Annotated in this window: 16 protein-coding genes and 4 pseudogenes; 9 read left to right on the top strand and 11 right to left on the bottom strand. The window is 51.2% G+C overall.

Annotation, left to right across the window (positions count from 1 at the left end):
• Window positions 1–116 precede the first annotated feature (116 nt).
• A complete protein-coding gene (gene xerC, locus AAC852_RS12285; RefSeq protein ID WP_340621291.1) occupies window positions 117–1,130 on the bottom strand; it encodes a site-specific tyrosine recombinase XerC in 1,014 nt (337 codons plus the stop codon).
• A gap of 223 nt (window positions 1,131–1,353) precedes the next feature.
• A pseudogene (locus AAC852_RS12280) lies at window positions 1,354–4,005 on the bottom strand (CHC2 zinc finger domain-containing protein); the annotation flags it as partial.
• 136 nt (window positions 4,006–4,141) lie between these two features.
• On the opposite strand from AAC852_RS12280, the gene AAC852_RS12275 reads away from it, so the two are divergent.
• Together AAC852_RS12275 and AAC852_RS12270 are read left to right on the top strand one after the other, a co-directional pair.
• The gene (locus tag AAC852_RS12275) at window positions 4,142–4,471 is read left to right on the top strand and encodes a helix-turn-helix domain-containing protein (RefSeq protein WP_340621472.1); all 330 of its coding nucleotides are present in this window, start codon (window positions 4,142–4,144) and stop codon (window positions 4,469–4,471) included.
• A 77-nt stretch (window positions 4,472–4,548) separates the two neighbouring features.
• The gene (locus tag AAC852_RS12270) at window positions 4,549–4,869 is read left to right on the top strand and encodes a SymE family type I addiction module toxin (protein WP_340621290.1); all 321 of its coding nucleotides are present in this window, start codon (window positions 4,549–4,551) and stop codon (window positions 4,867–4,869) included.
• A 67-nt stretch (window positions 4,870–4,936) separates the two neighbouring features.
• Here the strand turns inward: AAC852_RS12270 and AAC852_RS12265 are convergent, their stop codons facing one another.
• Entirely contained in the window at window positions 4,937–5,188 is a 252-nt protein-coding gene (locus AAC852_RS12265; RefSeq protein ID WP_340621289.1) for a hypothetical protein, read from the bottom strand.
• Between the two features lie 578 nt (window positions 5,189–5,766).
• On the opposite strand from AAC852_RS12265, the gene AAC852_RS12255 reads away from it, so the two are divergent.
• Window positions 5,767–5,973 (top strand): hypothetical protein, encoded by a 207-nt coding sequence (locus AAC852_RS12255; RefSeq protein WP_340621288.1) that lies wholly within the window; start codon window positions 5,767–5,769, stop codon window positions 5,971–5,973.
• A 570-nt stretch (window positions 5,974–6,543) separates the two neighbouring features.
• Here AAC852_RS12255 and xerC (AAC852_RS12250) read toward each other — a convergent pair.
• Window positions 6,544–7,583, bottom strand: a pseudogene (gene xerC / locus AAC852_RS12250) (site-specific tyrosine recombinase XerC).
• Between xerC (AAC852_RS12250) and AAC852_RS12245 the strand changes: the two are divergent.
• Window positions 7,582–7,716 carry a hypothetical protein gene (locus AAC852_RS12245; protein ID WP_340621485.1) on the top strand — a complete coding sequence of 45 codons (135 nt, stop codon included), beginning with the start codon at window positions 7,582–7,584 and terminating at the stop codon, window positions 7,714–7,716. The pseudogene xerC (AAC852_RS12250) and the gene AAC852_RS12245 sit on opposite strands and share 2 nt — an antisense overlap.
• 85 nt (window positions 7,717–7,801) lie before the next feature.
• Here the strand turns inward: AAC852_RS12245 and AAC852_RS12240 are convergent.
• Window positions 7,802–10,499 (bottom strand): annotated as a pseudogene (locus tag AAC852_RS12240) (CHC2 zinc finger domain-containing protein).
• Window positions 10,500–10,629: 130 nt separating this feature from the next.
• On the opposite strand from AAC852_RS12240, the gene AAC852_RS12235 reads away from it, so the two are divergent.
• Window positions 10,630–10,971: a helix-turn-helix domain-containing protein gene (locus AAC852_RS12235; RefSeq protein ID WP_340621470.1), complete on the top strand. Its 342-nt coding sequence runs from the start codon at window positions 10,630–10,632 to the stop codon at window positions 10,969–10,971.
• 76 nt (window positions 10,972–11,047) lie between these two features.
• On the top strand, window positions 11,048–11,368 hold the full coding sequence (locus AAC852_RS12230) for a SymE family type I addiction module toxin (RefSeq protein WP_340621287.1): 321 nt from the start codon (window positions 11,048–11,050) through the stop codon (window positions 11,366–11,368).
• A gap of 305 nt (window positions 11,369–11,673) precedes the next feature.
• Here AAC852_RS12230 and AAC852_RS12225 read toward each other — a convergent pair whose 3' ends face one another.
• The 4 genes from AAC852_RS12225 to AAC852_RS12210 all read right to left on the bottom strand — a co-directional run bounded on the left by AAC852_RS12225 (window position 11,674) and on the right by AAC852_RS12210 (window position 19,057).
• Entirely contained in the window at window positions 11,674–11,961 is a 288-nt protein-coding gene (locus tag AAC852_RS12225; protein ID WP_340621286.1) for a hypothetical protein, read from the bottom strand.
• Between the two features lie 8 nt (window positions 11,962–11,969).
• Window positions 11,970–16,493, bottom strand: a complete 4,524-nt coding sequence (locus tag AAC852_RS12220) for an RHS repeat-associated core domain-containing protein (RefSeq protein ID WP_340621285.1) — start codon at window positions 16,491–16,493, stop codon at window positions 11,970–11,972.
• A 13-nt stretch (window positions 16,494–16,506) separates the two neighbouring features.
• The gene (locus AAC852_RS12215) at window positions 16,507–16,917 is read right to left on the bottom strand and encodes a DcrB-related protein (protein ID WP_340621284.1); all 411 of its coding nucleotides are present in this window, start codon (window positions 16,915–16,917) and stop codon (window positions 16,507–16,509) included.
• Between the two features lie 94 nt (window positions 16,918–17,011).
• The gene (locus tag AAC852_RS12210) at window positions 17,012–19,057 is read right to left on the bottom strand and encodes a type VI secretion system Vgr family protein (RefSeq protein WP_422824296.1); all 2,046 of its coding nucleotides are present in this window, start codon (window positions 19,055–19,057) and stop codon (window positions 17,012–17,014) included.
• A gap of 1,372 nt (window positions 19,058–20,429) precedes the next feature.
• Between AAC852_RS12210 and AAC852_RS12205 the strand changes: the two genes are divergently transcribed.
• The gene (locus tag AAC852_RS12205; protein ID WP_340621283.1) at window positions 20,430–21,347 is read left to right on the top strand and encodes an integrase domain-containing protein; all 918 of its coding nucleotides are present in this window, start codon (window positions 20,430–20,432) and stop codon (window positions 21,345–21,347) included.
• Window positions 21,348–21,663: 316 nt separating this feature from the next.
• Here AAC852_RS12205 and AAC852_RS12200 read toward each other — a convergent pair whose 3' ends face one another.
• Both AAC852_RS12200 and AAC852_RS12195 read right to left on the bottom strand, forming a co-directional pair.
• Complete coding sequence (locus AAC852_RS12200; RefSeq protein WP_340621282.1) at window positions 21,664–23,574, bottom strand: UvrD-helicase domain-containing protein; 1,911 nt, start codon at window positions 23,572–23,574, stop codon at window positions 21,664–21,666.
• Between the two features lie 8 nt (window positions 23,575–23,582).
• Window positions 23,583–25,535 carry an ATP-dependent nuclease gene (locus AAC852_RS12195; protein ID WP_340621281.1) on the bottom strand — a complete coding sequence of 651 codons (1,953 nt, stop codon included), beginning with the start codon at window positions 25,533–25,535 and terminating at the stop codon, window positions 23,583–23,585.
• Between the two features lie 660 nt (window positions 25,536–26,195).
• Here AAC852_RS12195 and AAC852_RS12190 point away from each other — a divergent pair.
• Window positions 26,196–26,645: an antirestriction protein gene (locus AAC852_RS12190; RefSeq protein ID WP_340621280.1), complete on the top strand. Its 450-nt coding sequence runs from the start codon at window positions 26,196–26,198 to the stop codon at window positions 26,643–26,645.
• Window positions 26,632–26,827 (top strand): annotated as a pseudogene (locus tag AAC852_RS12185) (antirestriction protein); the annotation flags it as partial. The gene AAC852_RS12190 and the pseudogene AAC852_RS12185, both read left to right, overlap by 14 nt.

Genomic DNA, 26,827 nt, shown 5'->3' with positions numbered 1-26,827 from the left:
CACAGACTGATTGGGGACGCCGTGGCCGCCGCCGCCCATTGCCCATTTACCCCCGCCGGCACCGAGGCTTCCGGGCAGTCCGGCCACGGTCTGCCCTCGCACCGATCCCAGCCAACTCAACGGGGACGGCCGGATTGTCCGGTGTTCTGTGGCGTCGGTTTGACGTCCGGCTCACTGCTGGCACGGGCTGAGCGGCTCTCTGGCGTCCGCTCTGCTGGGTGGGTCTGCTTATGCACTTCTTTTAAGTGTCCGACGGCAACATGGGTATAAATTTGCGTCGATTCCAGACTGGCATGACCCAGTATCGCCTGAATGTGCCGTGTATCCGCGCCATTTTCCAGCATCTGGGTCGCCATGCCATGCCGGAACAGGTGACAGGCGCCCGGTTTATCGATCCCGGCACGATGCAGCGCATTGCGCACTATCTGGGTCAGGGTGCCATCGGCCAGCGCATTCCCCTGTTGTGACACAAACAGATACCCCGGATCTTTTTCCCAGACCAGACGCGGGCGCACCTCATTCAGGTAACGTTGCAGCCAGTGGCGCGCCGACTCGCCGAAGGGAACAACCCGGTCTTTGTGTCCCTTGCCCTGCCGGACAAACAGCGCCCCGGCGGCAAAGTCGATATCACTGACCTGTAACCGCTGGACTTCTGAACGCCGGAGGCCTGTACTCCATAACGTTTCCATCATGGCGCGATCCCGTACCCTCAGCGGGTGATTGTCCTCGGTCAGGGCTAAAACCTGCCGGGTTTCCTGCTCATTCAGCATGCCCCACGGCAGACGCCGCTCCTGCCGGGGCAACTCCAGCCCCTGCGCCGGGTTGTACAGCAGGTGCTGCCGCTTCGCCAGCCAGCTGAACAGATTACGCAGGTGGGTCAGCTTTTTCGCGATGGTGCTGCCCGTGAGTGGCTGACCCCGCCAGTTCTTCCGGGCTGACAGTCCCCGCTGCCAGCTTTCCAGCTGGGGAAAGCTCACCTGTTGTGCCCGGGTTATCCCCCGTTCGTCACACCAGCGCGCGAACTGCATCAGGTCGCTTCTACAGTGCTGCCGGGTTTGCCGTGTGTAGCGCAGGGCGTCGAGGTGTTCAAGGTAGTCCTCGATATGTTGTCTGAGTGTTGTCGATGCCATGAGAAGCTCCTTTCTGTCTGTGCAAGAAGACGGTTACGATGGGTTAAATGAATGTGCCGGGAACCGTGTTTTTTACGCTAACCCGACCGCTTTGCTTTGACGTCTTGCGGTGTCTGTCTTTGCGAGGATGTTGCCATTCCGACCGCCTGCCGACTGAACCCCGACCCGCGGGCGACTGCTTATCCATTTACCCCGACCGGAGTAAGTCATACCTGTCCTGTCACGGTACGATAAGGCCGCACAGGTGCGCGGTGTTGCTGTCGTCACCGTCAAACAGCAGTTCATAGGCGAACGTCAGCCCGCGCTTGTGCAGCAGCAGGTATTCCATTTCGACCAGCCGCGAGAGATGGAGCTTGAGCTGGGTATCGCCCCACTGCACCGCATCACGCAACTGTTTGCGGGTAAAAATCCTCTCATGGCGAGCCTGACCGCTGTCCCGTATCCAGTCCTGTATCAGCAGCAACAGCTTGCGCGTCTGTGGCGGCATTTCGTCCAGCGTCCGGCCTAAGATTTCATGCGCCAACTGATTGGCCAGCCGGATATCGGCTTTCGTCACTTCGATATAGTCCAACGTTTTCCCGCGATGTTCTGCTGTCTTGATGTCCCGCTGGTGCTGGTGCAGCAGAGCGATGCTCTGAATGAGCGTCAGGTATTTCATATGGTCACGGCGGGTGCGGGTTTTGTCTGACAGGAACGTCAACTGGCTGGCATAGGGGTTGACCACATTCAAGGGCTTAAGCAACCGCTGGGCGTTCTGGTGCAACGTGGTGAGATAGTCCCGCTCATTTTCAGCCAGCAGGCCTTCAAGGGTTTGCTTCTGGCGCTGCAACGCATGGATGGCTTCGGTCTGTTCGCGGGATTCGTTCACCGTCAGCACCAGACAGCGGTTGAGCAGTTCTTCATCTACATCAATGGCGGTCGTGGTTAACATCAGCATCACCGGACCTTTCACGGTGTAGCTTTTGGTGACCAGGTTGCCGGTCGCTTCGTCCTTGCCCGTGCTCGCCATCGTTAACTCGCCGTCCGATTGCAACAGCTTGAGCGCATAAGCCGCCTGCCGCACGCCTTCTTCTTCCGCTATCGCTAAAATCTTGTGCTGGAGATTGGTTTCCCCCAGATAGAACAGGCTTTGCCCGGTCATGGCGCTGTACTGGATGCGTTCTTCTGGCGGGATCAGGTTGAGCACCGCCTCCATTAAGCTGCTCTTGCCTGCGGCACTGCTGCTCTGGATCAGGACGGCTAACGGTTTGGACAACTTTCGGCTCACGGCCGCCAGATAAGCCGCGAGCAGATTCGTTGATTCCCCGACAACCCCGCAGGCGGCTAAATCAGTAGTAATACGGCTGACCAACGCCGGATCTTGCAACAACCTCAAAGCAGACTGCTGCTCATCGGCGCTCAACGCGTTGGCGGCCTGCACTGTCTCAGCGGCCATCCCCGAACGTTGCTCCAGCACCAGTAACACCCGCCCCAGCTCCCGCTTGATCAGCGTGTCCGGCAGTGCCAGCTCCTGCGAAGCCTGACGCACGAAGCCCGAACGCGCCCGGGCGCTCAGGATATCGAGGCTGTCCACGAACAGGGCGCCGCTGTTTTTGTCCCGTAACTGCACATTGATCTTCATGACCGCACTGATCTTCTGCGGCACACCGCGCAACCGCCATTCCTGTGCATCCTGCTGGATCACGATATCGCCGTTAGCTTCCAATGTGGTGATAACCCCCGGTTCAGGCACGGATGCAGGCGCGGGCGCAGTCACCCGCGGAGGGGGAGCGGCCAGGGGCGTTTTTGTGGGCTCACCGAACCATTGTGCTGACGCCAGTAACTGCCCGAACGCGGTTTCCGGGTTCGCCACCTCGCAGCTAACGCGATTGGCATCGCGGCCTTCGGGGAACACGACCCGCCAGACATCCAGACCCGTCAGTTGCAGCGCTGATGCCAGCTGGATGGCGGCATCATTGCCTGCCGGGTCATTGTCATAGGCAATGTACACCTGTTGAACCCCATGTTGCCGGAACGCCGCCCGGTGGGCATCGGTAAAACCGTGAACGCCATAGGAACAGGTGACGTTGCGAAAGCCCGCACACCAGAATGACAGCGCATCAATCAGCGATTCACACAGGATAACCGACGCCGAACCGATCAGCCCCGCCTCATTCCAGACGCCGCCATGCTCACCCGGTAAATACAGATGCAGCGGGGTGCCTGCCCGCAGCCTGTTATTGATTTTGCGGCCGTACATTTCCTGTATTTGCCCGTCCAGCCCAATCACCGGCACAACCAGCGAGCCGCTGAAGTGCTCATGCCCGCTGTCACGCATCAGCCCGATGGCCTGCAACTGCGCGCGGATCTCCGCCCCGGCTTTCAGTGGCTTGGCAGGCAGGCGATACCCCAGGGTGCGGTTGGCAAAGCCCAGCTTAAAATGGCTGACCAACTCAGGGTGATCGAGGCGGCGTTTTTTCAGGTAGGCCAGTGCTTCCGGGGCATTCAGCAGGGTCTGGTGATAAAAGGCGATCACCCGCTGCAACAACGCCTGCCGCCCGATCCCCTCCTCCACTGACGACACCGCCGCCAGCGGCTCCACCGCGGGATTGTGCCCCAGCACCGCCTTTAAGCGTTCGGCGGCATGGCGCAGGCTTAGCCCTTCGGTTTTCATCACCCAGTCCAGCACCGAGCCGCCGGCATCGCAGCCAAAGCAGTGATAGAGATTTTTCGACGGCGTGATGACCATCGAGGGCGTTTTCTCTTCATGGAACGGGCACAGCACAACCATGTCTTTGCCACGCTTAAAGAGCTGCCGTCCCTGCTGCTCAATGATGGCGACTAAAGAGACGGCGGCTTTCAGGTGCTGTAATTCTGCTTCCGGGATGCGAGCCATAAAAATGTTCCTTTTAAAACCTTGTCAATGCTCTCTATAGATATTATTATATGCTCTATAAAGATTGTTTAGTCAAGTCTATTTAGAACAGGGGGCGATAATGGAACTCATCAATATTGACAAAGGAACAGACTGGATGAGTTTTTCTACCCGCTTTCTGCAACTGCGCAAGCAGCACAGCCTGACCCAGCCCCAGATGGCTGAGCGTGTAGGCATACACCTGACCCAAGTTCGCCGCTACGAGTCTGGTGAAGCACAGCCCTCTTTGGACATTCTCAAGCGGATTGCTGTCACTTTTAATGTGTCGGCGGACTGGCTGATATTTGAGGAAGAACGTGAGCCGCAGGACGAACTGAAGCTGAAGTTTGAGGCGGTTAAACAGATGGATGAGGAAGAACAACGTTCGGTGATTTCAGTGCTGGATGCCCTGATTCTCAAGCATCAGGCTAGGCTATTGATTGGATAATCTGACTTAACGCGGCGCTGATGTGGTTGCAACACACCAACGCCGCTAACCACAACCAACTAACAAGGAGTTGAATGATGGCTAAGGCGCATTCTAGGCAAAACCGTGCCGTAAATAAAGCGGCAAAAACAGAACGTTATTACACCGTGGGATACGTCCCGCAAAATGGCAGGCCAACCCCCCGACCCGCGATAAATTTAACGGGAAGGTGGCTTAAAGCAGCGGGGTTTGAGATTGGCGGCACACTGACCGTCAAGATTATGGACGGTTGTTTAGTGCTCATTCCTGACAGCGACGACACCCGCCGTATCAAGCAACAGTACCAGCGCCAGCAAGACCAGTTCAGTGAGATTAAGCTGAGAATGCGGGAACTGCTTGGCGACTACAACAGCAACTAAGGGCAGGGAATGAGCGGCTCTTAAAAAGAACAAAGCCGGAAGATCTCGGATCTTTCCGGCTTATTACTTATTGATTTTCTATTTCAATTATCCAGCTTTTTAGATCTTCATTTGTATATAAATATTCTCTATCTGTTGAGGGTAAATCAACCGCACCTAGTAGTTGAATATAATTTACAACCACAAGATCCCTTATTCTTAATGAATCATCATCAAATATGCTTACAGCCCACTCTGCCACATCGGTTCTTCGTTCTTTACCAGATAGAATATTTAAGATTCTTTTAATTAAATCGTTTCGATTAGGTTCGATTATCATGGAGCTATCTTCTACCTTTATAATTACCATCGACGTCAAAGATGTGATGATTTTTTGTGTGAGTAACAGGTTTTGGCGCTACACTCCTAATGTTTCCTGAGTGATCTAATGTTTCATACCAAGTTCGTTTATTGCCAGTAGCAGGATCCCACTCTCTAACTAATCTGGCTCCCTGCATTTCTCCAGGAGTTCTAGACGGTTTTACCTCGCCATAAAAACGATAACGCCCATTTTGTAACTCCTTAACTCCAGCAGGGCCATACTTTTCAGACTGAGTATAATAGTCTTTGAGATTTTGGTAGTTAGCCGCGTTATGAGCGCTATTATCTTTAAGTGAAGGACACGGTGTTAACCCTAATGGGTCAACAAAATTCGACGGATTATGCACATACCCGTACGGATTCACCCCGCCCAGCAGCCCAATGGGGTCTTAGGGCAGGTTCCGGTGCGGTTATACTTTTTTAAGCGATTTTTCCTTATCTATCAGGTTGTTAAAGAACCCCTTTTACCTGTTTCGCCCATTCCTGCGAACCTAAAATGCCGAAGTGCGTTTTTGGCCTGTTTTTACGCTTGCGCCGATGTGCAGTATAGCGCCTCTGTTTCTTATTGATGGAGTAAACAACCTGATTTTGTGCGGTTTTTCACTTTCGGCAACGGGCGAACGCTGCCCGGCTTGCCGGGCGGCGGGCGCGCGTTCTGCGGGTGCGGGTGGCAGAGAACCCGCAAGCGGCGCTCTGCGACGCTCTGATGCACGACAGCTTAAGAAGAGGCACGGCTTTGAATGACCGCTTGATGCAAGGGAAGCCCCCTCTGGGGGCTGCACGGGGCGGCGATGGCGAGCACGGTAACGAGCAAGGAGCGCAGCGACTGCGAGCCGGGCGCAGCCAGGGCAGCAGGGTTGGGGCGGGGGAGGTAAACCCGCGGAGGCCGCAGGCCGACCTGCCTACAGGGATGTTTGCCAGAGGATAGCAAGGCTGCTAAAGAAGGCGCGTGTTTGGCTGGACGTTAGCACGGTGTTCCGGTTCGGCGCGGTGTTTGCCGAGGACTGGCTCAGAAGGTCAGAGCAGAAGGCGAAGCCTTGTGCGGTGGCACCCCGCGGGGCTGAACAGCGGGGGCGCCAGACATAATGTGGATTATACGCTGCGAACCGCTCACCGATGCCGTTGACTGGCTGCGAGGCCGCCCGGTGAGTGGCGTATAATTCCCCGACATTATGTTGAGTGGGCTTTGGGCGGCCTGTACTGACTCAACGGGGACACGGTAGCTCAGGCCGACCATTGCCCACGTACCCCCGCAGACACTAACGCTGACGGGCAGTCCGGCCACGGTCTGCCCCCGCGCCGATCCCCGCGAACTCAACGGGGAAGATCGGGCTGGCCGGTGCGCTGAGGTGCCGGTTCAGCATCTGGCTCTCGGCTGGCACAACCTGCACTGCTTTTCTGTGGTGTCGGTGTGTTACGCTCTGCCGGATGGGTTTGTTTATGCACTTTTTTTAGGTGTCCGATAGCGACCCGCGTATACACTTGGGTGGTATTGAGCTTCTCATGTCCCAGCATCGCCTGGATATGGCGGATATCGGCCCCGTTATCCAGCATCTGCGTCGCCATTGAATGCCGGAACAGGTGACAGGCACCCGGTTTATCGAGCTGTGCCTGATGGCGGATGGCCTTGCCTGCGATTTGGGTCAGGTGTCCCAGACTCAGCGGCCGGCCCTTTTGCGAGATAAACAGATAACCGCTGTCATGGTGCGCTGCCAGTTGTGGCCGGACGTTGACCAGATAGCGTTTCAGCCAGTCCAGCGCCCGTTCACCGACAGGCACAACCCGGTCTTTATTCCCTTTGCCCTGATTCACGACGACCGCACCGCGTTCGAAGTCGATGTCCCCCTGTTGGAGCTGGCGCAGCTCCATGCGCCGGATGCCGCTGCTCCAGAGGATTTCCAGCATCACCCGGTTGCGAAGTCCCAACACACTCTGATCATCAAGGCTATCCAGCACCTGCGTGGTTTCCCGTTCACTCAGGATCTGCACCGGCAGCCGCTTTTCTTCTTTCGGCAACACCATCTGCTCGGCCGGGTTATAGAGGATGTGATGGCGTTGCAGCAAGTAGCGGAACCACAGCCGCAGGGCGATCAGCCGTTCCCGCTGACCGTTATTGCCGTAAGGCTGGCCATCGGCTTTACGGTAAGCCCGCAGATACCGCTGCCAGCTTTCCAGTAACACCAGTGTAACCTGTGCGGGGTAACGCACCGTGCGCTGTTCGCACCAGTCGATAAACGGTAGCAGGTTCCTACGGTATGTTTCCAGTGTGCGCGGGCCTTTGCCAGCAGCGTGTCGAACCACGCTTCGAGCTGTTGGCGCAGTGTGATCAGGGTGTTGTCGTGTGAAGTTATCATGCGGATTGTCCTTGTTGTGATGGAAGCTATCCGGCAGTACGGTATGACGGGAAGTTTTTATTGTGTTGCCGGAACAGTGTTTTTTGATATTGTCCAACTTGCGCGCCGTCAGCCCTGTATGGCTGTGGCCTGATAGCCGTTTTGCCTGCCCCAACTTGAGACCAACTTGACCCCAACTTAGGGGCAACTTGCGCTGTTTTCAGTCCAACTTGCGGTAATCATACTGGCACGATCAGGCCGCTTAAGTGCGCGCTGTCGCCGTCACCGTCCCACAGCAGTTCGTATTGCAGCAGATGCCCGCGACTGCCGCCGTGGATCAGCAGGTATTCCATCTCAGCCAACCGCTGGCAATGCACTTTGAGTTGATTATCACTCCATTGGGTAAAGTCGCGGATATCCCGCCGGGTAAAGCGCACTTCCCGTAACGTCTGCTGCCCGGCCGCGGCCATCTCGTTCGCCATCTGTTGGATCAGTAATAACAGCTTGCGCGTCTGCGGCGGCATTTCGTCCAGCGTCCGGCCTAAGATCTCGTGCGCCAACTGATTGGCCAGCCGGATATCGTCTTTGCTGACTTCGATATATTCAAGCCGCTTGCCGCGATGCTCAGTGCTCTTGATCTCCCGTTGATACTGGTGCAACAGCGCAATACTCTGAATGAGCGTCAGGTATTTCATATGGTCACGGCGGGTGCGGGTTTTGTCTGACAGGAACGTCAACTGGCTGGCATACGGATTGACCACATTCAGCGGTTTCAGCAACCGCTGGGCGTTCTGGTGCAACGTGGTGAGATAGTCCCGCTCATTTTCAGCCAGCAAGCCTTCGAGCGTTTGCTTTTGCCGTTGCAACGCATGGATCGCTTCGGTCTGTTCGCGGGATTCATTGACCGTCAGCACCAGACAGCGGTTCAGCAGCTCTTCATCCACATCAATGGCGGTCGTGGTTAACATCAGCATCACCGGGCCTTTCACGGTGTAGCTTTTGGTCACCAGATTGCCTGTCGCTTCGTCCTTGCCCGTGCTCGCCATCGTTAACTCGCCGTCCGACTGCAACAGCTTGAGCGCATACGCCGCCTGCCGCACGCCTTCTTCTTCGGCGATAGCTAAAATCTTGTGCTGGAGATTGGTTTCACCGAGATAGAACAGGCTCTGGCCGGTCATGGCGCTGTACTGGATGCGCTCTTCTGCCGGGATCAGGTTCAGCACCGCCTCCATCAGGCTTTGCCGGCGGCACTGCTGCTTTGGATCAGGACGGCTAAGGGTTTGGGCAGTTTACGGCTCACGGCCGCCAAAAAGCCTGCCAGTAAGTTAGTGGATTCGCCAACCACACCACAGGCCGCTAAGTCAGCCGTAATCCGCGCCGTCAGGTACGGATCTTGCAGCAAGGCCAGTGCCGCTGCCCGTTCGGCGTCGCTCATCTCCGGGACTTTGGCGACGGATGTCCGCGGGCCCTGTTGCTGCCACTGTTCGACCGCCAGTAACACCTGACTCAGTGCCCGCCGGAGATCACCTTCGGTTAAGCCCAGCTCAGCAGCGGCCATGCGGGCGTAACTGTTGCGAGAGCGTCCGCTCATTAGATCAACCCCGTCAGCGAATAGCACACTGCTTTGCGTATCCAGTACCTGTGCATTGATCTTCATGGCAACCGATCCTACTTTGACCGCGCCCAGCCCACGCAGACACCATTGCAGTGTGCCGACAGAGATAAGCAGCTCGCCATGTCGCCGGATTCACAGACCACATTCGGCGTCACGCTAGCCACAGGTTCAGCCACTAATGAAGAAGCGGGTGCTGGCTCCGGTGTCTGGCGCTCAAGGGCTACCATGCCTGCCACGTCCTGCATCGGCACGGCACTCTCAATCAGCAGGGCAAAGGCGGTTTCGGGTTCTGCCCTCTGGCACAGATACCCGTTGGCATCCTGATCTGGCGGGAACACCACCCGCAGCGGCGTGATGCCTTTGGCAACCAGTTCTGCCGCCAGTCTGACCGCCGCTTCATTGCCTGCACTGTCATTGTCGAACGCGATCAGCACCTGCTTAATGCCGTAGTGTTCGAACGCCTGCCAGTGATCTGCTGTGACGCCGTTCACGCCATAGGCGGCCGTGACATTGCGGTGTCCCGTGACCCAGAACGACATCGCATCAATCAGCGATTCGCACAGGATCAGCGACTTGGACGCTCCCAGCCCAGCAACGTTCCAGACGCCTTGATGGGCGCCCGGCAGGTACAAATGGCGGATAACGGACTGACGTTGGTCGTCGCCGATTTTGCGCCCGTACAGTTCATGGATTTGCCCCCCAACACCGATAACAGGGACAACCAGCGATCCGCGCAGATGCTCGCGCCCGTTCTCCCGCAATACGCCAGCCGACTGCAAGCGGGCACGGATCTCTGCCCCGGCTTTCACCTTCTTCGGTGGCAGCCGGTAGCCCAGCGTGCGGTTGGCAAAGCCCAGTTTGAACTGCGAGACTAATTCAGGATGATTGAGCCGCCGTTTGGACAGATACGCCTGTGCTTCTGGGGCATTCAGTAACGTATGATGGTAAAACTCAACCACCCGCGACAGCAACACCTGTTGCCCGAGGGCCTCATTGGCCAGCTCCGCCGGCTGCACTAACGGTTCAATCGCCGGATTGTGCCCCAGCAACGCCCGCAGGCGTTCCACGGCATGGCGCAGGCTTAACCCTTCGGTTTTCATCACCCAGTCGAGCACTGACCCGCCCGCATTACAGCCAAAGCAGTGATAGAGATTTTTCGATGGTGTGATCACCATCGAGGGCGTTTTCTCCTGATGGAACGGGCACAGCACCGTCATATCTTTACCACGCTTAAACAACTGCCGCCCCTGCTGCTCGATAATGGCAACTAAAGGAACCGCGGATTTCAGGTGCTGTAATTCTGCGTCGGGAATGCGAGCCATAAAGTGACCTTCCTAAAATTGCGTCAAGATTCCATTGCTCTTTTATTTAGTATCCGATAAGATACCAATATAAAGCAAGCATTTTTTGGGGGATAGAATGAAGGCAAATTTCTCTGACTGGTTTAATTCAATGAGTATTGCTAACAGACTCATCACCCTGCGCAAGCAAAAAGGCTTATCACAACAGGCATTAGCCGATGCTGTCGGCATTCATGTCACACAGATAAAACGCTATGAAGGCGGGGTTTCGTTACCGTCTCTGGAAGCGATTAAGAAGATTGCACAGACACTGAGAATCACGACAGATTCACTGATATTTGAAGATAATGAGCTACAACCTGATAGCGATTTAGCGCTACAGTTTCAGGCGATCAGCAATATGCAGCCGGAACAGCGGCAGGTGATAAAAGAAGTACTGGAAGGAATGATCATTAAGTATGAAGCTGAACGCTGGTCTTCCAAGATGAAGTAAAAATGATTAACGCAACGTATTCGGGCGGGCACCCGAACACGCTGCTCACCACAACCAACTGAACAGGAGTTGAATGATGGCTAAGGCGCATTCTAAGCAAAACCGTGCAGTAAATAAAGCGACGAAAACAGAACGTTATTACACTGTGGGATACGTGCCGCAAAATGACAAGGCCAATGCCCCGCCTGCAATCCACCTTAAAGGGCAGTGGCTTAAGGCTGCGGGGTTTGATAAGGGCTGTACACTGACCGTTAAAATCATGGACGGTTGTCTGGTGCTTATTCCTGACAGTGACGACACCCGCACCATGAAGCAACAGTACCAGCGCCAGCAAGACCAGCTCAGTGAGATTAAGCTGCGCATGCGGGAACTGATTGGCGACTACAATAGCAACTAAGGGCAGATAATGAGCCGCTCTTAAAAGAACAAAGCCGGAAGATAACGAGGATCATTCCGGCTTAATAACGTGAATTATATTTCAGTTATTTTTAATTTAAAAGCTACCATATGGAAATAGTTTAGATAAATTCCTCTTATAATATTCTATTTCATCTTGGTTTTTAAGTTTATAAGTTGATTTATAAAAATAAAGACTTAGCCAATAAACACGGACGTAAGAGAAATATTCATGCCTGTTTTTTTCTGAAAAATCAATAATTGAGTCTAAGGTGTTTTTTATACCTTTATTATCTTGTTCTTTATTCAAAGCCTCTCATCAATTAAATCAGGCTTGCAATCTCTCATATATTTAATTAAATCAACCAGTTCCTTGCTCTGAGTTGATTCTATCAAAGAAATAATCACTGGTTCATGACACAAGATTTCAAGATATTTTTCTTCAATAGAACTATAGATATCTATAAGAAAATCATTATCAATTAATTCAATAATTGACCAAAAAAAGCCCTCATGAAAATTAAACCACATATTAAAAGAGAGTATTTCATCACACTTTCTTTTAATTTCACGAATGTTATGTTCTATATTCATATAATCCATCATGCATTAAGGTTGAATTGAATTATCTGGGAAAATGTTCCTTTGCGTTTTGCTTTAGATGCATGGTTAGGTATATTTCCTACCCGTACCCCATTAGGATAAGTATGCTCTATATTGTAAGGGATACCTCTAGCTTCTAACTCCCGAATAGCTGATTGTCCGTGTCCCCCACCACTTAACCTTCCGTTTGGAAATGTTTTTCTATCCCTCGGTGGCATAGAACTAGCTTCCTTCCAGTCTCCTTTACTAGAATGATTAACAACATCATCATTTATGAATGAAGATGGACAATTTGTTAATCCAAATGGATCAATGAAGTTAACTGGATTATGTACGTAAGCATAAGGATTAAACCCGCCCAGCAGCCCGATGGGGTCCGGCGATATATACTGCCCGGTTTCCGGCGAGTAATACCTAAACCGATTGTAATATAATCCGCTTTCTTCATCCTCGTACTGCCCCATAAAACGCAGGTTGCAGTTAACATGATAATCCACATCATTGGAGGCGATGACCTGCGAGCGTTCTGCTTTGCCCCAGGTGGTGAGCCGCTGCGCCCAGACCAGCCCGCCTTCCTCATTGAGCATCTCGCGCGGCGTACCCTGATGGTCACAGACGATATAGTGCAGTTTGCCCCGCTCAGCGCGTGCCGAAGGTGTCAGTGCGCCCGGCTCGTATAACCAGCGGATGCGCTGATTTTCCACCGGTGTACCATCGGCATAAAGCGGGGTTTCCTCAATGAGCTGGTCGCCGCTCCACAAATAATCATAGCCCAAAATGGCATCGGGTTTCACTGTTAAATCCGGTTTACCGTCTAGCCAGCGCTGTAAATTGGCGGTGGCCAGTTTACCATCATATAATTTCAGCTTGCGGATACGCCTCCCAAACGCATCGTATTGATAGTGCCAGCGTGAGCCGTCCGGGGTTTCACATTGCGTCAGTTGATTCAGCACATCCCAGCGATAGCGCCAGATTTGTGGGCGGAAACCGTTACGCTGCTCGGTTTTTTCAATAAGTCGCCCGCTGGTGTCGTAACGATAACGGATATTGCCGTACTGCACCACCCGCCCCGCTTTCTGGCGTTGCGTGATTTGTGTGATTGCACCGTGCGCATCTGTCGGAATATGCTGGTTTAAGTTGCCATTGGCATCATAACTGAACTGCTCTTCATACGGGCGTGCCCCCTGATACAGGGTCTGTGTTATCTGACCGTTAGTATTGTAACGGTAACGCGTCTGTCCCCAGCGGCCATCATCAATCACCCGGATGTTATACGCCCGGTCATATTGCCAACTACGGTTGACTGCCGTGGCTTGTGGGGGGAAGTGAGGATCGTTTTGTTGCAGGGTTTCCCGGAACAGGGGAGTTGACTGGCCTGCTGACTGATGAGACAGCAAACCCGTTGCGGTATAGCGGCTGGCCAGGATAAAGCCGTGGGCGCTTTCCCGCACCGTTTCTTGTCCCAGTGGGTCATACTGTAAAGACAGCGGGCTGTGTTGGTTAAACTGGAAACGGTCTAACCAGCCCATCCGGTTATAACCCAAATGCAGTGTATCTTTGCCCACTGTTTCTGCGACAGGCAGGTCGTTGAGGTCATCCCATTCATGCGAGATTTCACGCCCGTTCAGACGCTCACTTATCAGATGCCCGGCCTCATCATAATCAAATTCCACCACTGCATCCGCGGAGACGGCCCGGATCATCCTGCCTTTGGGGTCGTAGGTATAGGCAGTCTCGGCCTGCAAGGTATATTCCAGTTTTCCGGCCTGCCAGTATTCCTGCCGCAAAATCTGGTCGTTAGCATTATAACAAACCCGGATCAACTGGCCGTTGGGATACCGTGTCAGGATTCGGCGCCCTGCCCGATCATAGGTATAGTCGATCGTACGTCCTGTAAAATCGGTTTCACGGATAATTTGCCCGGCTAAATCCCGCTCATAGCGATACGTTTCACCGGTGGCCATCGTCACGCAGTTCAGGCGAATTAAGCGATCATAACCAAAATGCAGAACCGTCCCATCCGGGCGGGTGAGCTGAGTCAGCAGGTCAAAGGCGCCATAGCTATAACGGGTGCTATTACCCTCGCCATCGGTAACCGCCGTGACCCGGCGTTCATTGTCATAGCTGATGTGCTGTTTTACCCCATCCGGCAATTCAATTTCCGTGACGCTGCTTTCCGGGCTGGCATGGAATGCACAGTGCTGATAACGGGTTTGCTGACCCAGCGCATCGGTTATACCACGCAATCGCCCCAGTCCATCCTGTTCATAGCGGGTGGTATAACCATTGGGCGCCAGAACACCATGAAGCCGGTGTTGTTCATATTCATAACGCCATTGGGTGCCATCCGGCAGTACCCGTCTGAGGATTTCGCCATGCTGGTTGTAACGGTACTCTTCCAATCGACCTTGCGGGTCGGTCACCGCATCCAGTGCGCCCTGGTCGCTGTAGTGAAAAAGCCACGTTTTGCCATCCGGCAGTTTGGCCTGCAACAGTTGACCGTATTCATCATAATCGTAGACAAATACCTCACCGGAAGGCCGTGTCAGTTGGGTCAGTTCACCGTAGGGCGTATATTCAAACTGCGTTTTTCTGCCCAGAGGATCGGTTTCAGAGAGTAGATGGCTCAGATCCCATTCCAGTAGAGTTTCCCGCCCCAGAGGATCAACTTTGCGGGTGATCTGGCCGTCCTCATTGTACCAATAGCGGGTACAGCCGCCTTCTGCATCCAGATAGGTCGTGACCTGGTTGACATCATCATATAAAAAACGATCCTGCCAGTAGCCTTGTGGCGTGCTGACCGAGACTACCCGCCCCCGGTTATCATACTCCATCGACACATCTGTTGAATCCGTGTCATGCCAGCGGGTCATATAGCCACGGGGATCGTATTCGTGCCAGAGGTGACTGAACTGAAACGAATGGCATTCTGACAGATAATCTTGTGCGTTGTACTGACAGGTGACCAGCGTCTGGCGCAGTTCTTCAGTCAGGTACGCGATAGAAGCCAAGCGGTTTTGGTCGTAGTCCAGTAATAAGCGATAACCATCGGAATGGATAACCTGTGACAGCCGGTATTGTTGCTCTCCAAAGGGATCATCATAATGGAAAGTGATTTGGTTATTGTGACGGTCACGGATCGCAGACAATAAACGTTTATCGCCTGCCGACTGTTCAAAACTCAGCGTTAATTGCGTCTGACGATCAAACAGGTGCAACCCACCTGTTAACGTGCCAAACAAAAGATAATGCCCGGCATGCAGGTTAACCGAAAACACGTTTTCATCCGGCGTATGGAAGGTGTAGACAACACCATCTGCATCGGTAAAATGCGTCACTTCCCCCGCTCGCCTCAACTGCTGCGACCAGTCATCAGACCACTTAGGACCGAACAGGCCGGCAAAATTTTCGGTTGAACGGTAAGTACGGGTCAGTGACAGCGGCAAGGTGCCCGGCAGGGAGAGCATCGGCCACTGTTGCAGAAAATCCCCGGTTGCCATGTCGACCGGATCACTACAACAATCATCTTTTTTGGGGTTTTTACTTTGTTTTTGCGCCGATTCTCTCGGTTTCTTAGAATTCGCTCCGCTTTTTTTATTGTGCGGCAACGGCAGCAATCCGGCAATCACCACCAACCACTGCAACCACTTGTTGTCCTCCTGCAAAATAGGAAGAGCCTCTCCTGTTTCCTGAGTGATAGCAATCGATCCCGCCGCACTGTTGATATTGGCGTCACAGGTCGTGCGGTGCCCCAGCCGGGCAATCGGCTTACCATTGGCAAACACGGTTTTCGCGCCCTCGGCAACCACCCCCGGCGGATGATCACTGCACGCCACGGGATCGCCTTTCCGTGCGACCGGTTTACCCTCAAAGAATACATCGGGCGATCCCTCGATAATTGTCCCGGTATTGCTGCCGTAGTTCCCGAGTGCGGCACCGATACTGGAACAGACGCCTCCGACAAATCCCCCCGCCAGTCCCCCGGCAGCGGCCCCCACGACAATCGCCAGAGCGGCCCCGCCCGTGCCGATCACCAGAGCGCCAACCACAACCGCTGCCACTGCCCCGATTAAAATCCCTCCTAACGCCCCCCACAGGCTCGCATTTTTGTTCTGATGAGCAATCGCATCTCCCACCCGCGCTGGATTCTCACCTTCAGTGGATACTTTCTGCTGCCCAAAGATACCGGCAAGCACCGGTGCTACCGTGGGGGCGATCGCATCCCCCACCCATGTGCCGATTTTCGCCCCGAGTTTTGCCGAAGCCACGCCCGCCACAAACGCCGCACCGCCGACCGGTCCCTTGGTAGCAAAAGCATAAGTCCCTGCGGCAGTTAGACTCATATTTTCGAACGTTTCACTTTGTAAAAAAGTCAGAGCCTTATCCGAAAAGGAGGGTTCAGTTTGTGGTGGTACAGGAAGGGGCGGCCCCTCCCGTGCTGATGACGGCACGTAGACCTGCGGCGGAATATACGGCCGCCCTGCCGCTGCTGCGCCAAACATGATATTTTGTGTGACACTCATAGCTGCCTCCCTGTCAAGATCTTGGTGTTGACGTTTGCATGTCACGCAGTTTGAATGTCATCATCATCGCCTGCATTTGCGCTCGCTGTACGTCAGTCATTTCCCCCTGACAGGTACCGGTGAATATTAACACCTGAGTGGGAGCATTGAGCATCATCATCAGCTGATGCACCACACCGTTCGGCGAACGCCAGCGAAACTCAAAGGTCTCGGTCTCAAACCCGTTCAGCTCACCGGATTCATGCGTTACTGCTTCATAATCTTTCAGTTGCTTGCCAATCGCCGTCATTTCACGCTCAGCGTACTGACTGAATGCCAGTCCCCAAGGTAAGTTGTCGCGGGAGATGGTGAAACTGGTGCCATTTTTTTCATCTGGGCTGTTCAACACCAGAATACTGGCATCCTGCCAGCTGGCGGGTAGCATAATAGTGCCTTGATTGAAGTGGAAAGGCGCGAGATCAGGTTGATTGTTCATGGAAGTTCCTTCTGGCTTGCCGCAATTTAAAAATAACTATGCGTTATTTGTTGATGTTAACCTGGCCACCTAATACGGTAACCCCGCTGGCATTGAGTTCAATACTGGCGCCCCCGAACGAAATTTTAATGTTGGCTTTCGTCATTTGGATGGTGCCGCTGCCGACTTTCAGCGTGATATCATCCTGGGCTTCATACAATTGAGTTCCCGCCCCGGCTTTACCGGCGTTTGCTTTCACCTGTACCACATTGGCTTGTGTACTGCGTTTCTGGCAGATGTTCTCGGTCAGGTTGCCTTGCTGCACGGTTTTATATTCATCTCCCGTCTGAATGAGCAGGCTTCGGTTACCGGCTTCCACAACTAAACTCTGGTCATGTTTTACCGTCGTCTGCATATCCTTCTGTGCATGCAGAGCCAGCCGCTCACTGCCTTTCGCATCCTCAAACAACAGCTCGTTGTAACCTTCACCTTTGTGGGTTTTGGAGCGGAGGGCCATCTGGGTTTTGCTGCCCGGCAGTCCGCCCGGCGGGATATTGCTGGCGTGATAGGTGCGCCCAGTGACGATCGGTTGATCCGGGTCACCATGCAGAAAATCCACGACCACTTCCTGCCCGATACGCGGAATAGCCAGCATCCCCCAGCCCTGACCGGCCCACGGCTGGGTAACCCGTATCCAGCAGGAACTCTGGTCATCGCTCTTGCCGTAGCGATCCCACGGGAACTGGAGGCGGATACGTCCATACTGGTCACAGAAGATTTCTTCCCCGGCCGGGCCGACGACTTTGGCGATTTGTGGGCCGTCAATCACCGGTTTCGGCAGCGGTGATGGGCGCCAGTGCTGGTTATGGCGGATAAAGTGAAAGTGGCTGTGTAACGTGGTACCTGTGCCACTGTTAGCCGTTTCTAGCGCTTGCGGCTGGCTGCCGGAATGACTGGTGGCTACCACCTGCCACGGCTGATTCAGATCTTCACGTGGATGGTTGCTCAGGGTGAATAATTTCCCCGGCTGAATAGCAATGGCATTGCCGCGTCCCTGTCCCATGACGGCATTATTACGCAGCGCTTCCAGCCGGTAACGGGCGAAATCTTTCCCGTGGGCTTCATCCTTAAAACGCCCCGGATAATCATAATGTTCGTAGTACAGTTGCTGAAGAGTATCTTCTTTCATCTGCTGGCTGAATTCAGCCGGCCACGCTGGGTTTTTGAACGTATAATCTTTAAGCTGCACGTTTGCCGGACGAACCTGCGCCCGATGAGTCAGACTGCTGACAGACGGCTCACCTATCGTGCTGGTCTCCCCCGGTTGATAAGGAAAAACCTTGCCCAGTGGTACCGAGCCACAGTCATCGGCAAACACCAGCGTATTGCGTCCGTTACCGCATTCAAAGAAATAGAAAATACCTTCTTCCGCCGTCAGACGTTGCAGGAAAGCGAAATCTGTTTCCTGATATTGCACGCAAAACTCCCGTTCAGGGTGGGCATGGCGCAGACTGAAGACCACATCACGGATACCGTGCTCTTTCAGTATCGTGGTGATAATGGCGGCAATATTCAGTTGCTGGAAGATACGCGAATTCTGGCGCAGCGTTGTGCGCCACAAATCCGGACGGATACTCATCTGGTAGGTGGTCTGGTGTAACCCGGTATTGCCCTGCTCAAAGCCGGCTACAATTCCGGTGATACTGCGTTGTTCGACGCCATCCTGCGTGATAGTCAGCGTAGCCGTGCGATCGAGTACCGCTGGAAAATCAATCGCCGGATCAGCACTCCCCAGCCCGACTTCCAGCTGAAACGGCTGGGAAAAATGTTCACTCAGGGTGAAATCGGTCACCACAAAGGTTTCCGGGGGTAAACCGCCTGCCGTCAGCGTAAATTGCAGACCACTGGGGGAACTTCCTGCACCCCCACTGCCGCCCGGTAACTGACTGGCTTTTTGCAGGGCTTTGCTGGCTGCACTGTGTCCGGAAGCCGCTTTTTGGGCCAGCCCGCCCGCAAAGCCACCACCGGGGATAGCGTTTCTGATACCCCCCGGCAAACTGCTGGCATGGCCTGTCCGGACAAACAGTACGGCACACAATTTAAACTTCACTCACGTTGTCGCTGACAAAGGTATTAATCCAGGACGCAATTTATTGTCCAATAAATCGGTTAATTCGGTTCAGTAAAATAGTGGGAATAATAAATAACGCGCGGATAAAAACCAAATAAGACTCAGTGAAATAGAAAATCTTCCCCGGCAATAACAGCGTAAAAAATTAAAATACTTGCCGTTCTGGTATAATATGCTGATTTTTTATCTATGGAAGTGCGGTTATTTTATCCATTTCTGTCAAGAAATAGCGCAAAAATGACATAAAAACTTGAATATTAAATATAAAGAAAATTTAAAAGTCATGATCATTCTCGTTTTATGATTAATATCACAGAAATCATTTTTGAATAAATAAGCGCATTTATTAACGCCATTATTAAATAAGTCGTCATAATAATAATTGTTATTTGAGTTAAATTTAAAATAGGGATACATCATCTGTTGCCATATAGCGTTAATATCACTTTGTGATAATTTTTATATAGGAAATATAAAAATGGTTTTTATCTTTTTTAGCGAAACAGAGAATTAATTGAATTAAACATATCCGGGATAAAATAAAGCACTGCGTCAAACAAAAGGTTGACCGGAGCGAATGCAGTCATTAACCTCTGTCACTGTTATCTCAGTGATCTCATCGCCTGCAAGGATCACCCATGAGGTGGCGAAATTAAAACTCCCGTAGCCTGAAAGGGAGTGCAAACATTGCGGTAAATCTGCGCACTTTTGGAAGCAGATATCTTCGGACACCTAACCCTCCGTCTGATGATGAAAGTCTCCCGGTGTGTTCACCACCGGCTATCACACTGGCAGGGCAGAATAGGCTCTGTCTTACGTTCACCTTAAGACCGTTTTCATCGGTACAAAATTTAACTGCGTTTTGAATTTATCACGATAAACGTCCCGCATATTGCGCGGCGTCACTTGTGTTGAAGCGCAGCGATTACCAAGTGACGCCGCAAAGCGGCAAACGTCCAGAGCCCATCCGGTCTGGCTTTACGACCGATTTGAATCCCGCATTACTCAGTGAAACCACGTAAAACAGACTATTAACCACCCTGTTGTCTGATTAATAAACGATTGTCCTATCGGATTTTCAACCCACTGCCTGATTGCAGGCTGATGCAGTAAAAATTAAGGAGAAATGAATCACGTCAAGATAATGAGGCGTTCATCCTGAACTGATCAGGCCCTGAACGGGGAGCATGTCATCGCTGTGCTGAGCACGTCGCGAGCTCCTGCAATAACTCAACACAATCCCGCCCTGCTACACATTGTCTGACGCACCACGGAACGGTGAACCTGAACCGACACGCAGGGAATTGTTTTAAAAACGACTAAAAATGAAAAAGTAGCAAGAGAGGCGGGAATGGCGCAGAAATCGGCACGTTCAAAAATTGAGTTGTTCAGGAAAGCATTTATTACCCATGCCCGACAAGCGGGTGGGAGCTTTGCCACGGTTGCCGATCGTGAACGGATTGCCCGGCAGTTTCTTAACTTTTTCAAGGATAAAGGCATTAAGCTCCGGCAGATGGACAGCCTTAAAGTCAAATATATTGAACACTATATTGCAGAGAGAAAGGCCAATCATATTAGCCACCGAACCCTGCAAAATGAAATGTCCGTGCTGAGAAGCGTTTTAGCGCAGGCCGGAAAGCATAAGCTGGCTGATCCCGATAATGTCCGTTTGAGCAACCGGGCACTCGGTATTGTTGCAGTAAACCGAAAAGGAACTAAAACGGCGTTGGCACCGGCTGCGTTCCGTGAAATATTTCAGCAGGTCGAGCAAAAAGACCGGCGCGTGGCGGCGGTGATGCAGCTGGCGTATGTGCTGGGGTTGCGTACCAAAGAAGCGGTGGAAGCCTATAAATCGTTAGCCACCTGGAAAAAAGCACTGGAAAATGGGCAGACCTCTGTGCGGGTGATATTTGGCACCAAAGGCGGACGGCCGAGGCAGACGACCATATTGGATCGGGCAGCGCTGCAACATGCCATTGCTTATGCCGAGCGAGAGCAGGCAGAGCGGGGTGGAAAACTGATTGATAAACCGACGATCACGCAGGCCATAAACCGCTACCGATATATTGTCAGAAGCTCTGGACTGGCGGGTAAGAATGCCCCGCACAGTATGCGCTACCATTTTGCTCAGCAATCCGGGGAACATTATATAGCGCAAGGATTCAGCGAGCAGGAAGCGCTGGCACTGGTGTCGATGGATTTAGGTCATGGCGACGGGCGCGGACGTTATATTAAGCAGGTGTATTACCAGAATATTGAGGGCGAATAAGTTGTATTGGAGCACACACGGTCTGCTGCTCTGGTCATTGGAATATAAGCAAAGCAATCTTGAATCTTAGGCGATTATTCCTTGTTACGCTAACTCACTTTTGGACAGAAATGAGTTAGTGGCTTTGCTTAGTTAGCATTTCATAAATTAGTTTTAGTATGGCTAAGTTGTCTGTGGTTGTGGCTCTCAATTACATAACTTTATGACCAATTTTAGTTTGCTATTACAATCTCTAGGGTAAAGGTTGCTGTACTGGACGAACAAGATATTCAAAACAATCGTATGATCACTTCTAAATCCACATAATGCAAGACCATCAAACTGGCTGGATTACATACTCCTGAACACCAGCAGTAGCTAGCAATGTGTAAAATTCTGAGACCTTAGTTCTTTGCCCTCTTTGTTGGCAATAAGCAAATATTGCCCTTTGTTTAGCGCGAGACAATGCAACAAAAAACGTTGATAACCCTTCGGAATCACCAGGTTGATAGGACCACCAAGCATTGTCATCGATCCCCATGAAAATAGTTGTATCGAATTCCAGCCCCTTACTTTTGTGTATGGTCATAAGCGGAATATGATTTATACCTTCAAACTCATCCAAAAAATCCCCCCAAGAGCTTTGTCTATCAACACAGTTTCTAAAAAATTCATCAAGGGCCGCAAGGTTTATTTCAAGTAGATCTCCTGTTGCGTAACGAGAATATGTTTTTCGAAGATCGTCCAAATCGATAAAAGCTATGACTCGTTCAAAGATGAGGTGAGAGTTATTTGAAGTGAATTGCTTCTTCATCAATCTCCGCAGTTCGGAAATAAAATCTGATAGTTGATGTTCAACAATCCTCAGGGCTTTTTCATCTTCTTGGCTCATGTTACGAATTATCTGTATCTTTGCTGACAATTGGCTCCAAACTTGAGCATTTCGCTGTCCTAGTCCCAACCTTAGCAGGCTTGAGAATAAAATAGTAAGCTCTTCAGAAAGTAAATCCTGAAGAGTAGTTTTGCCTATTTTCATACTTTCATTGCGTAAGCTAAGTCCGTGCTGAATTAAACAATAGGATAGTTGTTGTTCATAATCCTCAGGTTTCTGACGCACAAGAACACAATAGTCTCTTGGTTTCAGCGACCGGCTTCTTATATCATCTGCAATCCACTGCGCAAAGTAACTGGCCTCATATTCTATGTTACTACTAACACAAATCCACGCTGCATCACCGGATATTTTATTATGATTAGTTGTTTGAACTTCTCTCACCTGATGGTCAATTGATTGTGCTATAACATGTTGTATTTTAACTAATTCAGATGAGGAGCGGTGATTGAATAGTAGTGAGTATCGTTGTGCCGAAAAATCGGCCTCAAACTGATGAAATGCATCACCTCGGGCTCCCGCCCAACCCATAATTCTTTGCTTATAATCTCCAACAACCGTTACAGCTGCCTCACTTGAGCCAAAAGCTGACAAGAGAAAGTCATACTGGGCATAAGTTGTATCCTGAAATTCATCTATAAAGACAAATGGATACGTCCCCTTAATAGCTCTACGTACATGATCATTAGTGCGAATAATATATTCAGCGAGCCTATTCAAGGTAGTAAAGGAGAGGCTTGATTTGCCATTACTAGAAGCTCTAATTTGCTCAAGTAACCAGCTAACAATGATGTAATCTCTAGCTGATTGAGCGGCTTGAAGACCGTGTGCCGGAATCCTCCAAGAACCAACTACACTGCTTTCAAATGTGCTATCCGTCAATTGTCTTACTGCACTCACGATTGAAGGCTGATAATTAGCCAGAACTCTGCTGTGAAGACTCTGCCAAAAATCACTTACATTCTTTTTGGTTGGATAGATTATTTCGTACTGCTTTGATGGCTTCCAGTCATCATGAATTGCAGAATAAAATCGGTCAACTATGTTCTTAGTAAAAGCGTCAAACGTCATCGAAATAAATCGACTACCTAGTTCTTCCGGGCAACGTTCTTTCACTCTATCTGCAAGGTTCTTTGCAGCATCAGTCTTGAATGATATAGCTAGGATTTTCTTGTTTGCTGGGCATAATCCTGTCTCAAGCAGATATGCTGCTTTTTGTGCTAAAAATTCTGTTTTCCCTGCTCCTGGGCCTGCGATGACACTTGTAGACTCTAGTCGCTTCAATGCAAGCCAAGCATTGTGTTCAAGCTCGTAGATTCCTTGGGGATTCCATTGCTCAGGTTGAATAAACTTCACTTTTCCTCTTAGCCTTGAAGGGCTTTGTGAATAGATTGAACTAAAGCTCGTAATTCTTCAGGTGCATTCTGGGCCAACTGTTCTGGAGAGATAGTTCCTAGTACTCGGATGTGCGTACTTGGCTTACCTCGCCCTAAGAATAAGTATCTGTACCAGCGTAGATTCAGAAGATCATCAACATAGAATTCAGGATTTCCCTCATCACCCATAACGGCATCACCAGATGCACCACGGCTAGAGGGTCCGGAAGAATTCTCATCTGGAGCAACCTTGTATTGCTGAGGAAAAGCTTTCAGCATCGAGTAATCGATGTCTAATGGACTGGAAAAATACACATTGAAGTTTCTCAGCCAGTTAGTCCAGGCGATGATATTAGGTAAATTATCACTTTGTTCGGAATCAAATGCCGCAAGGTTATACTTGTACCCTTGGGGGTTAAGGTATTTCCCAAATATCTTGTTTGGCGCTATCCCAAACACTATTAGCTTGGAGATTACGTTTTTGATCCTTCCCCAACCACCACCAAAGCGTCCCCAGTCTAGATCAAGCAATGTAACAAACGGTATTTTTAATTCTGTCAGCAAACGCCACATGTGATTCACATGGCGGCCCCCTAGCGGAACCATGGCGACAAAAGACTTATCGATTGGTATACCCATCGCTTCTGAGATAGCTGGTATAATTACCTCTTCCGAAGCTCCTTCTCCGAGCACCACCACTTTAGCAAAGTACAATTCGGGATAAGTTCTAACCGCTTGTTGGATATACTTTGCAGCTTCATTCCCATCATCGGGCAAAGTCAGTTGGCGAACGACTGTTGTATTTGATTCTATTGCTAGTCTGAAGTGCCTTACTTGTGTCGGTTGAATTCTTGCAAGAATGCTAGGCGAATGGCTAGATATCACGGCTTGTGCTCTTGTACCATGCGCTAGGCTACTGATCTGACTTATGATTCTAGATAGATAGTATGGAGCAAGATTATTCTCTGGTTCCTCAAGAGCTAAAATAGTCAACGAAGGTAAAGGCAAGTCTGCACCTAAAAAATCTTCACTCTCTGGTTGAGCTAAGATCTCGGTTTCAACGTCGAGAGTTGCTGAAGTCATGGCGATGTGAAACAAAGAACTTTGACCATCGCTTAACTCCTCGATGCTTCGATCTCTGCCACTTTCATCGGGGTGCAACAATACTTCTACCTTACGAACAAATTCTTCAAAACGTAGATCAACTGGACGAAATCTCGGTGTACTATCAGTTCCTGCTGAGTACAGCTCTTGCCATCGCTCAGTAAGCTTTCTGGTCACGGTACTAATCGCATTTTCCCCCTCAAAGGCCTCATTTAGCTCTGTAGCCTTCTCAGTAAAAGAGGTGCGAACCTGCTCTGACCAGTTAATAGCCTTCCAAAGCCGTCCCTTCAAAAATGCTGATACTTGGGAGGCTGCACATCTTGTGGCTGGCACGTAAATCAATTGGATTCGAGAGCGATCCGCGGGACGTACATTGTGAAAATCATCCTTGTCTGGCTCTCCCCATGTTGTAACTGCACAAAATTGACTCGTAATGTAGCCATCTATTGAACCGTCATCTTCCCATTCCGCGTCCAAGCGAAAACGGCACTTTAGTTTACCGTTCTCATCTTCCATGCTCATATGGTGAAAGAAGTCTGGTATCACGGAGTGATCACCGTCTTCATTATCCAATTCGGGGAAAGCGACAATGGCTTCAAGCGTCAGAGTACGCCTACTGGGAGCTTCCTCTTCCGAGGACGGGATATGAAAATCTTGACGACGGAGCACTCGTTGTTCATTAGATATTCCAAACATTCTTTGTAAGGCTTGCATAAGCGCTGTTTTACCAGCACCATTCGCTCCAACCAAGGTTGTAAGATCAGGATCGATAGATATGCACTCACCTTCAGGTCCAAAACTTCTAAAATTCATCAGGTTTATTGCCTCAAGATGCATGGCCGTTTCCCTTCTTATGAGTACCAGCAAATAATGTGGTAGCCTTTAAAGTAAAATTTCAATTAACAGCATTAATATATTTATTCATCATCTCATGCAAGGGGTTGGTATTAAATGGCGAGATATAATATTTGTGAATATAATCATTCTCAGTAGTGATGCTCCATCACTTTTCTAGACACATTGCATTTATTAGGGAAAGTTAATTAAACGAAAAATTGATGATGTAGGATAAGAGCGCACTAACACGTTTGGGGGCATAAACGTGTTAGACCAAACGGCCAGAACGGGTCACCGCGTATTGACAGCCTGTCCCCGGCACCCCCCAAAAGCCCATCGTGTTCCTGACATTATTTTTTGTCCCGGGAAATGAATTACCCATTGACCTGAGGATTTCGTTTATTAGCGTAGTCAGACTTATCCATGATCCGGTCGCTTGTGAGGATCACCTTCGGGCAGCGACACCCACACTCCCGTAGCCTGCAAGGGAGTACACCACGGTGTGGTACATCTGCGCACCTTTGGAAGCAGATATCGTCAGTCTGATGACGATGAAGGTTTCTTAATCTCATTCATCATGGCCAACAGGCCAGTCACCCAACGGGGAACACGTTTCCCATTGGGTCAGGTGTTCTCCGTTGTTTTTATCAGGAGAATACCATGCAACAAAATACTACCCCGGCCACAGTGCACACTGTGTCCCCGGCTGAACGCTCCCCTTTTGCTGAAATTTTTCCGCACACCGGTTCACTGGAACTGATGTTGCTGGAGCACACGTTCATTAAAGCTGCTGCCGTGCTGTGTGACGATGACCGGTGTGACCGATGGCAGTACCGGAAGGTGTCAGACCGCATCGCCTATATCGTGCCGGCACGGTCGGATTCCGCTGTGGTCAACGTGGGTACGACTGACTTTAACGGTGAAGTCTCCGCCGATGCCTTTGGGCTGATGGTAACCCTGAGCGTGTTGGGTTATCTGACGGCGCTGATGAAGCTGGACGGATACGCTGAGCGGTTTTGCGCCCTGCGTGAATATGCGCTGCAACATCCTCAGGCGCAATATATCCGGGCAGCGTTGGGCTTAAAGGGAGAACGTGATGCCAAAGAATGAACTGATTATGCTGGACAGTCTTGCACTGTCAGGCGTGTTCCCCGACAAAACCCCGCTGGAACGGTTATTTCTGGGGTGCCTGCTGGCGAATACCGTATCAACGTTATGCGGCGGTGACCAGCCTGAACAATGGACAAGCCGGCAGGTGTCTGAATCGCTGACTTATCTGGTGCCGACACGGG

Origin of the sequence: Xenorhabdus siamensis (assembly GCF_037996745.1) — a bacterium.
In the GTDB taxonomy this organism is placed as follows: domain Bacteria; phylum Pseudomonadota; class Gammaproteobacteria; order Enterobacterales; family Enterobacteriaceae; genus Xenorhabdus; species Xenorhabdus indica.
Note: the sequence above shows the minus strand (reverse complement) of the source record. Positions and strands in the feature narration are given on the sequence as shown.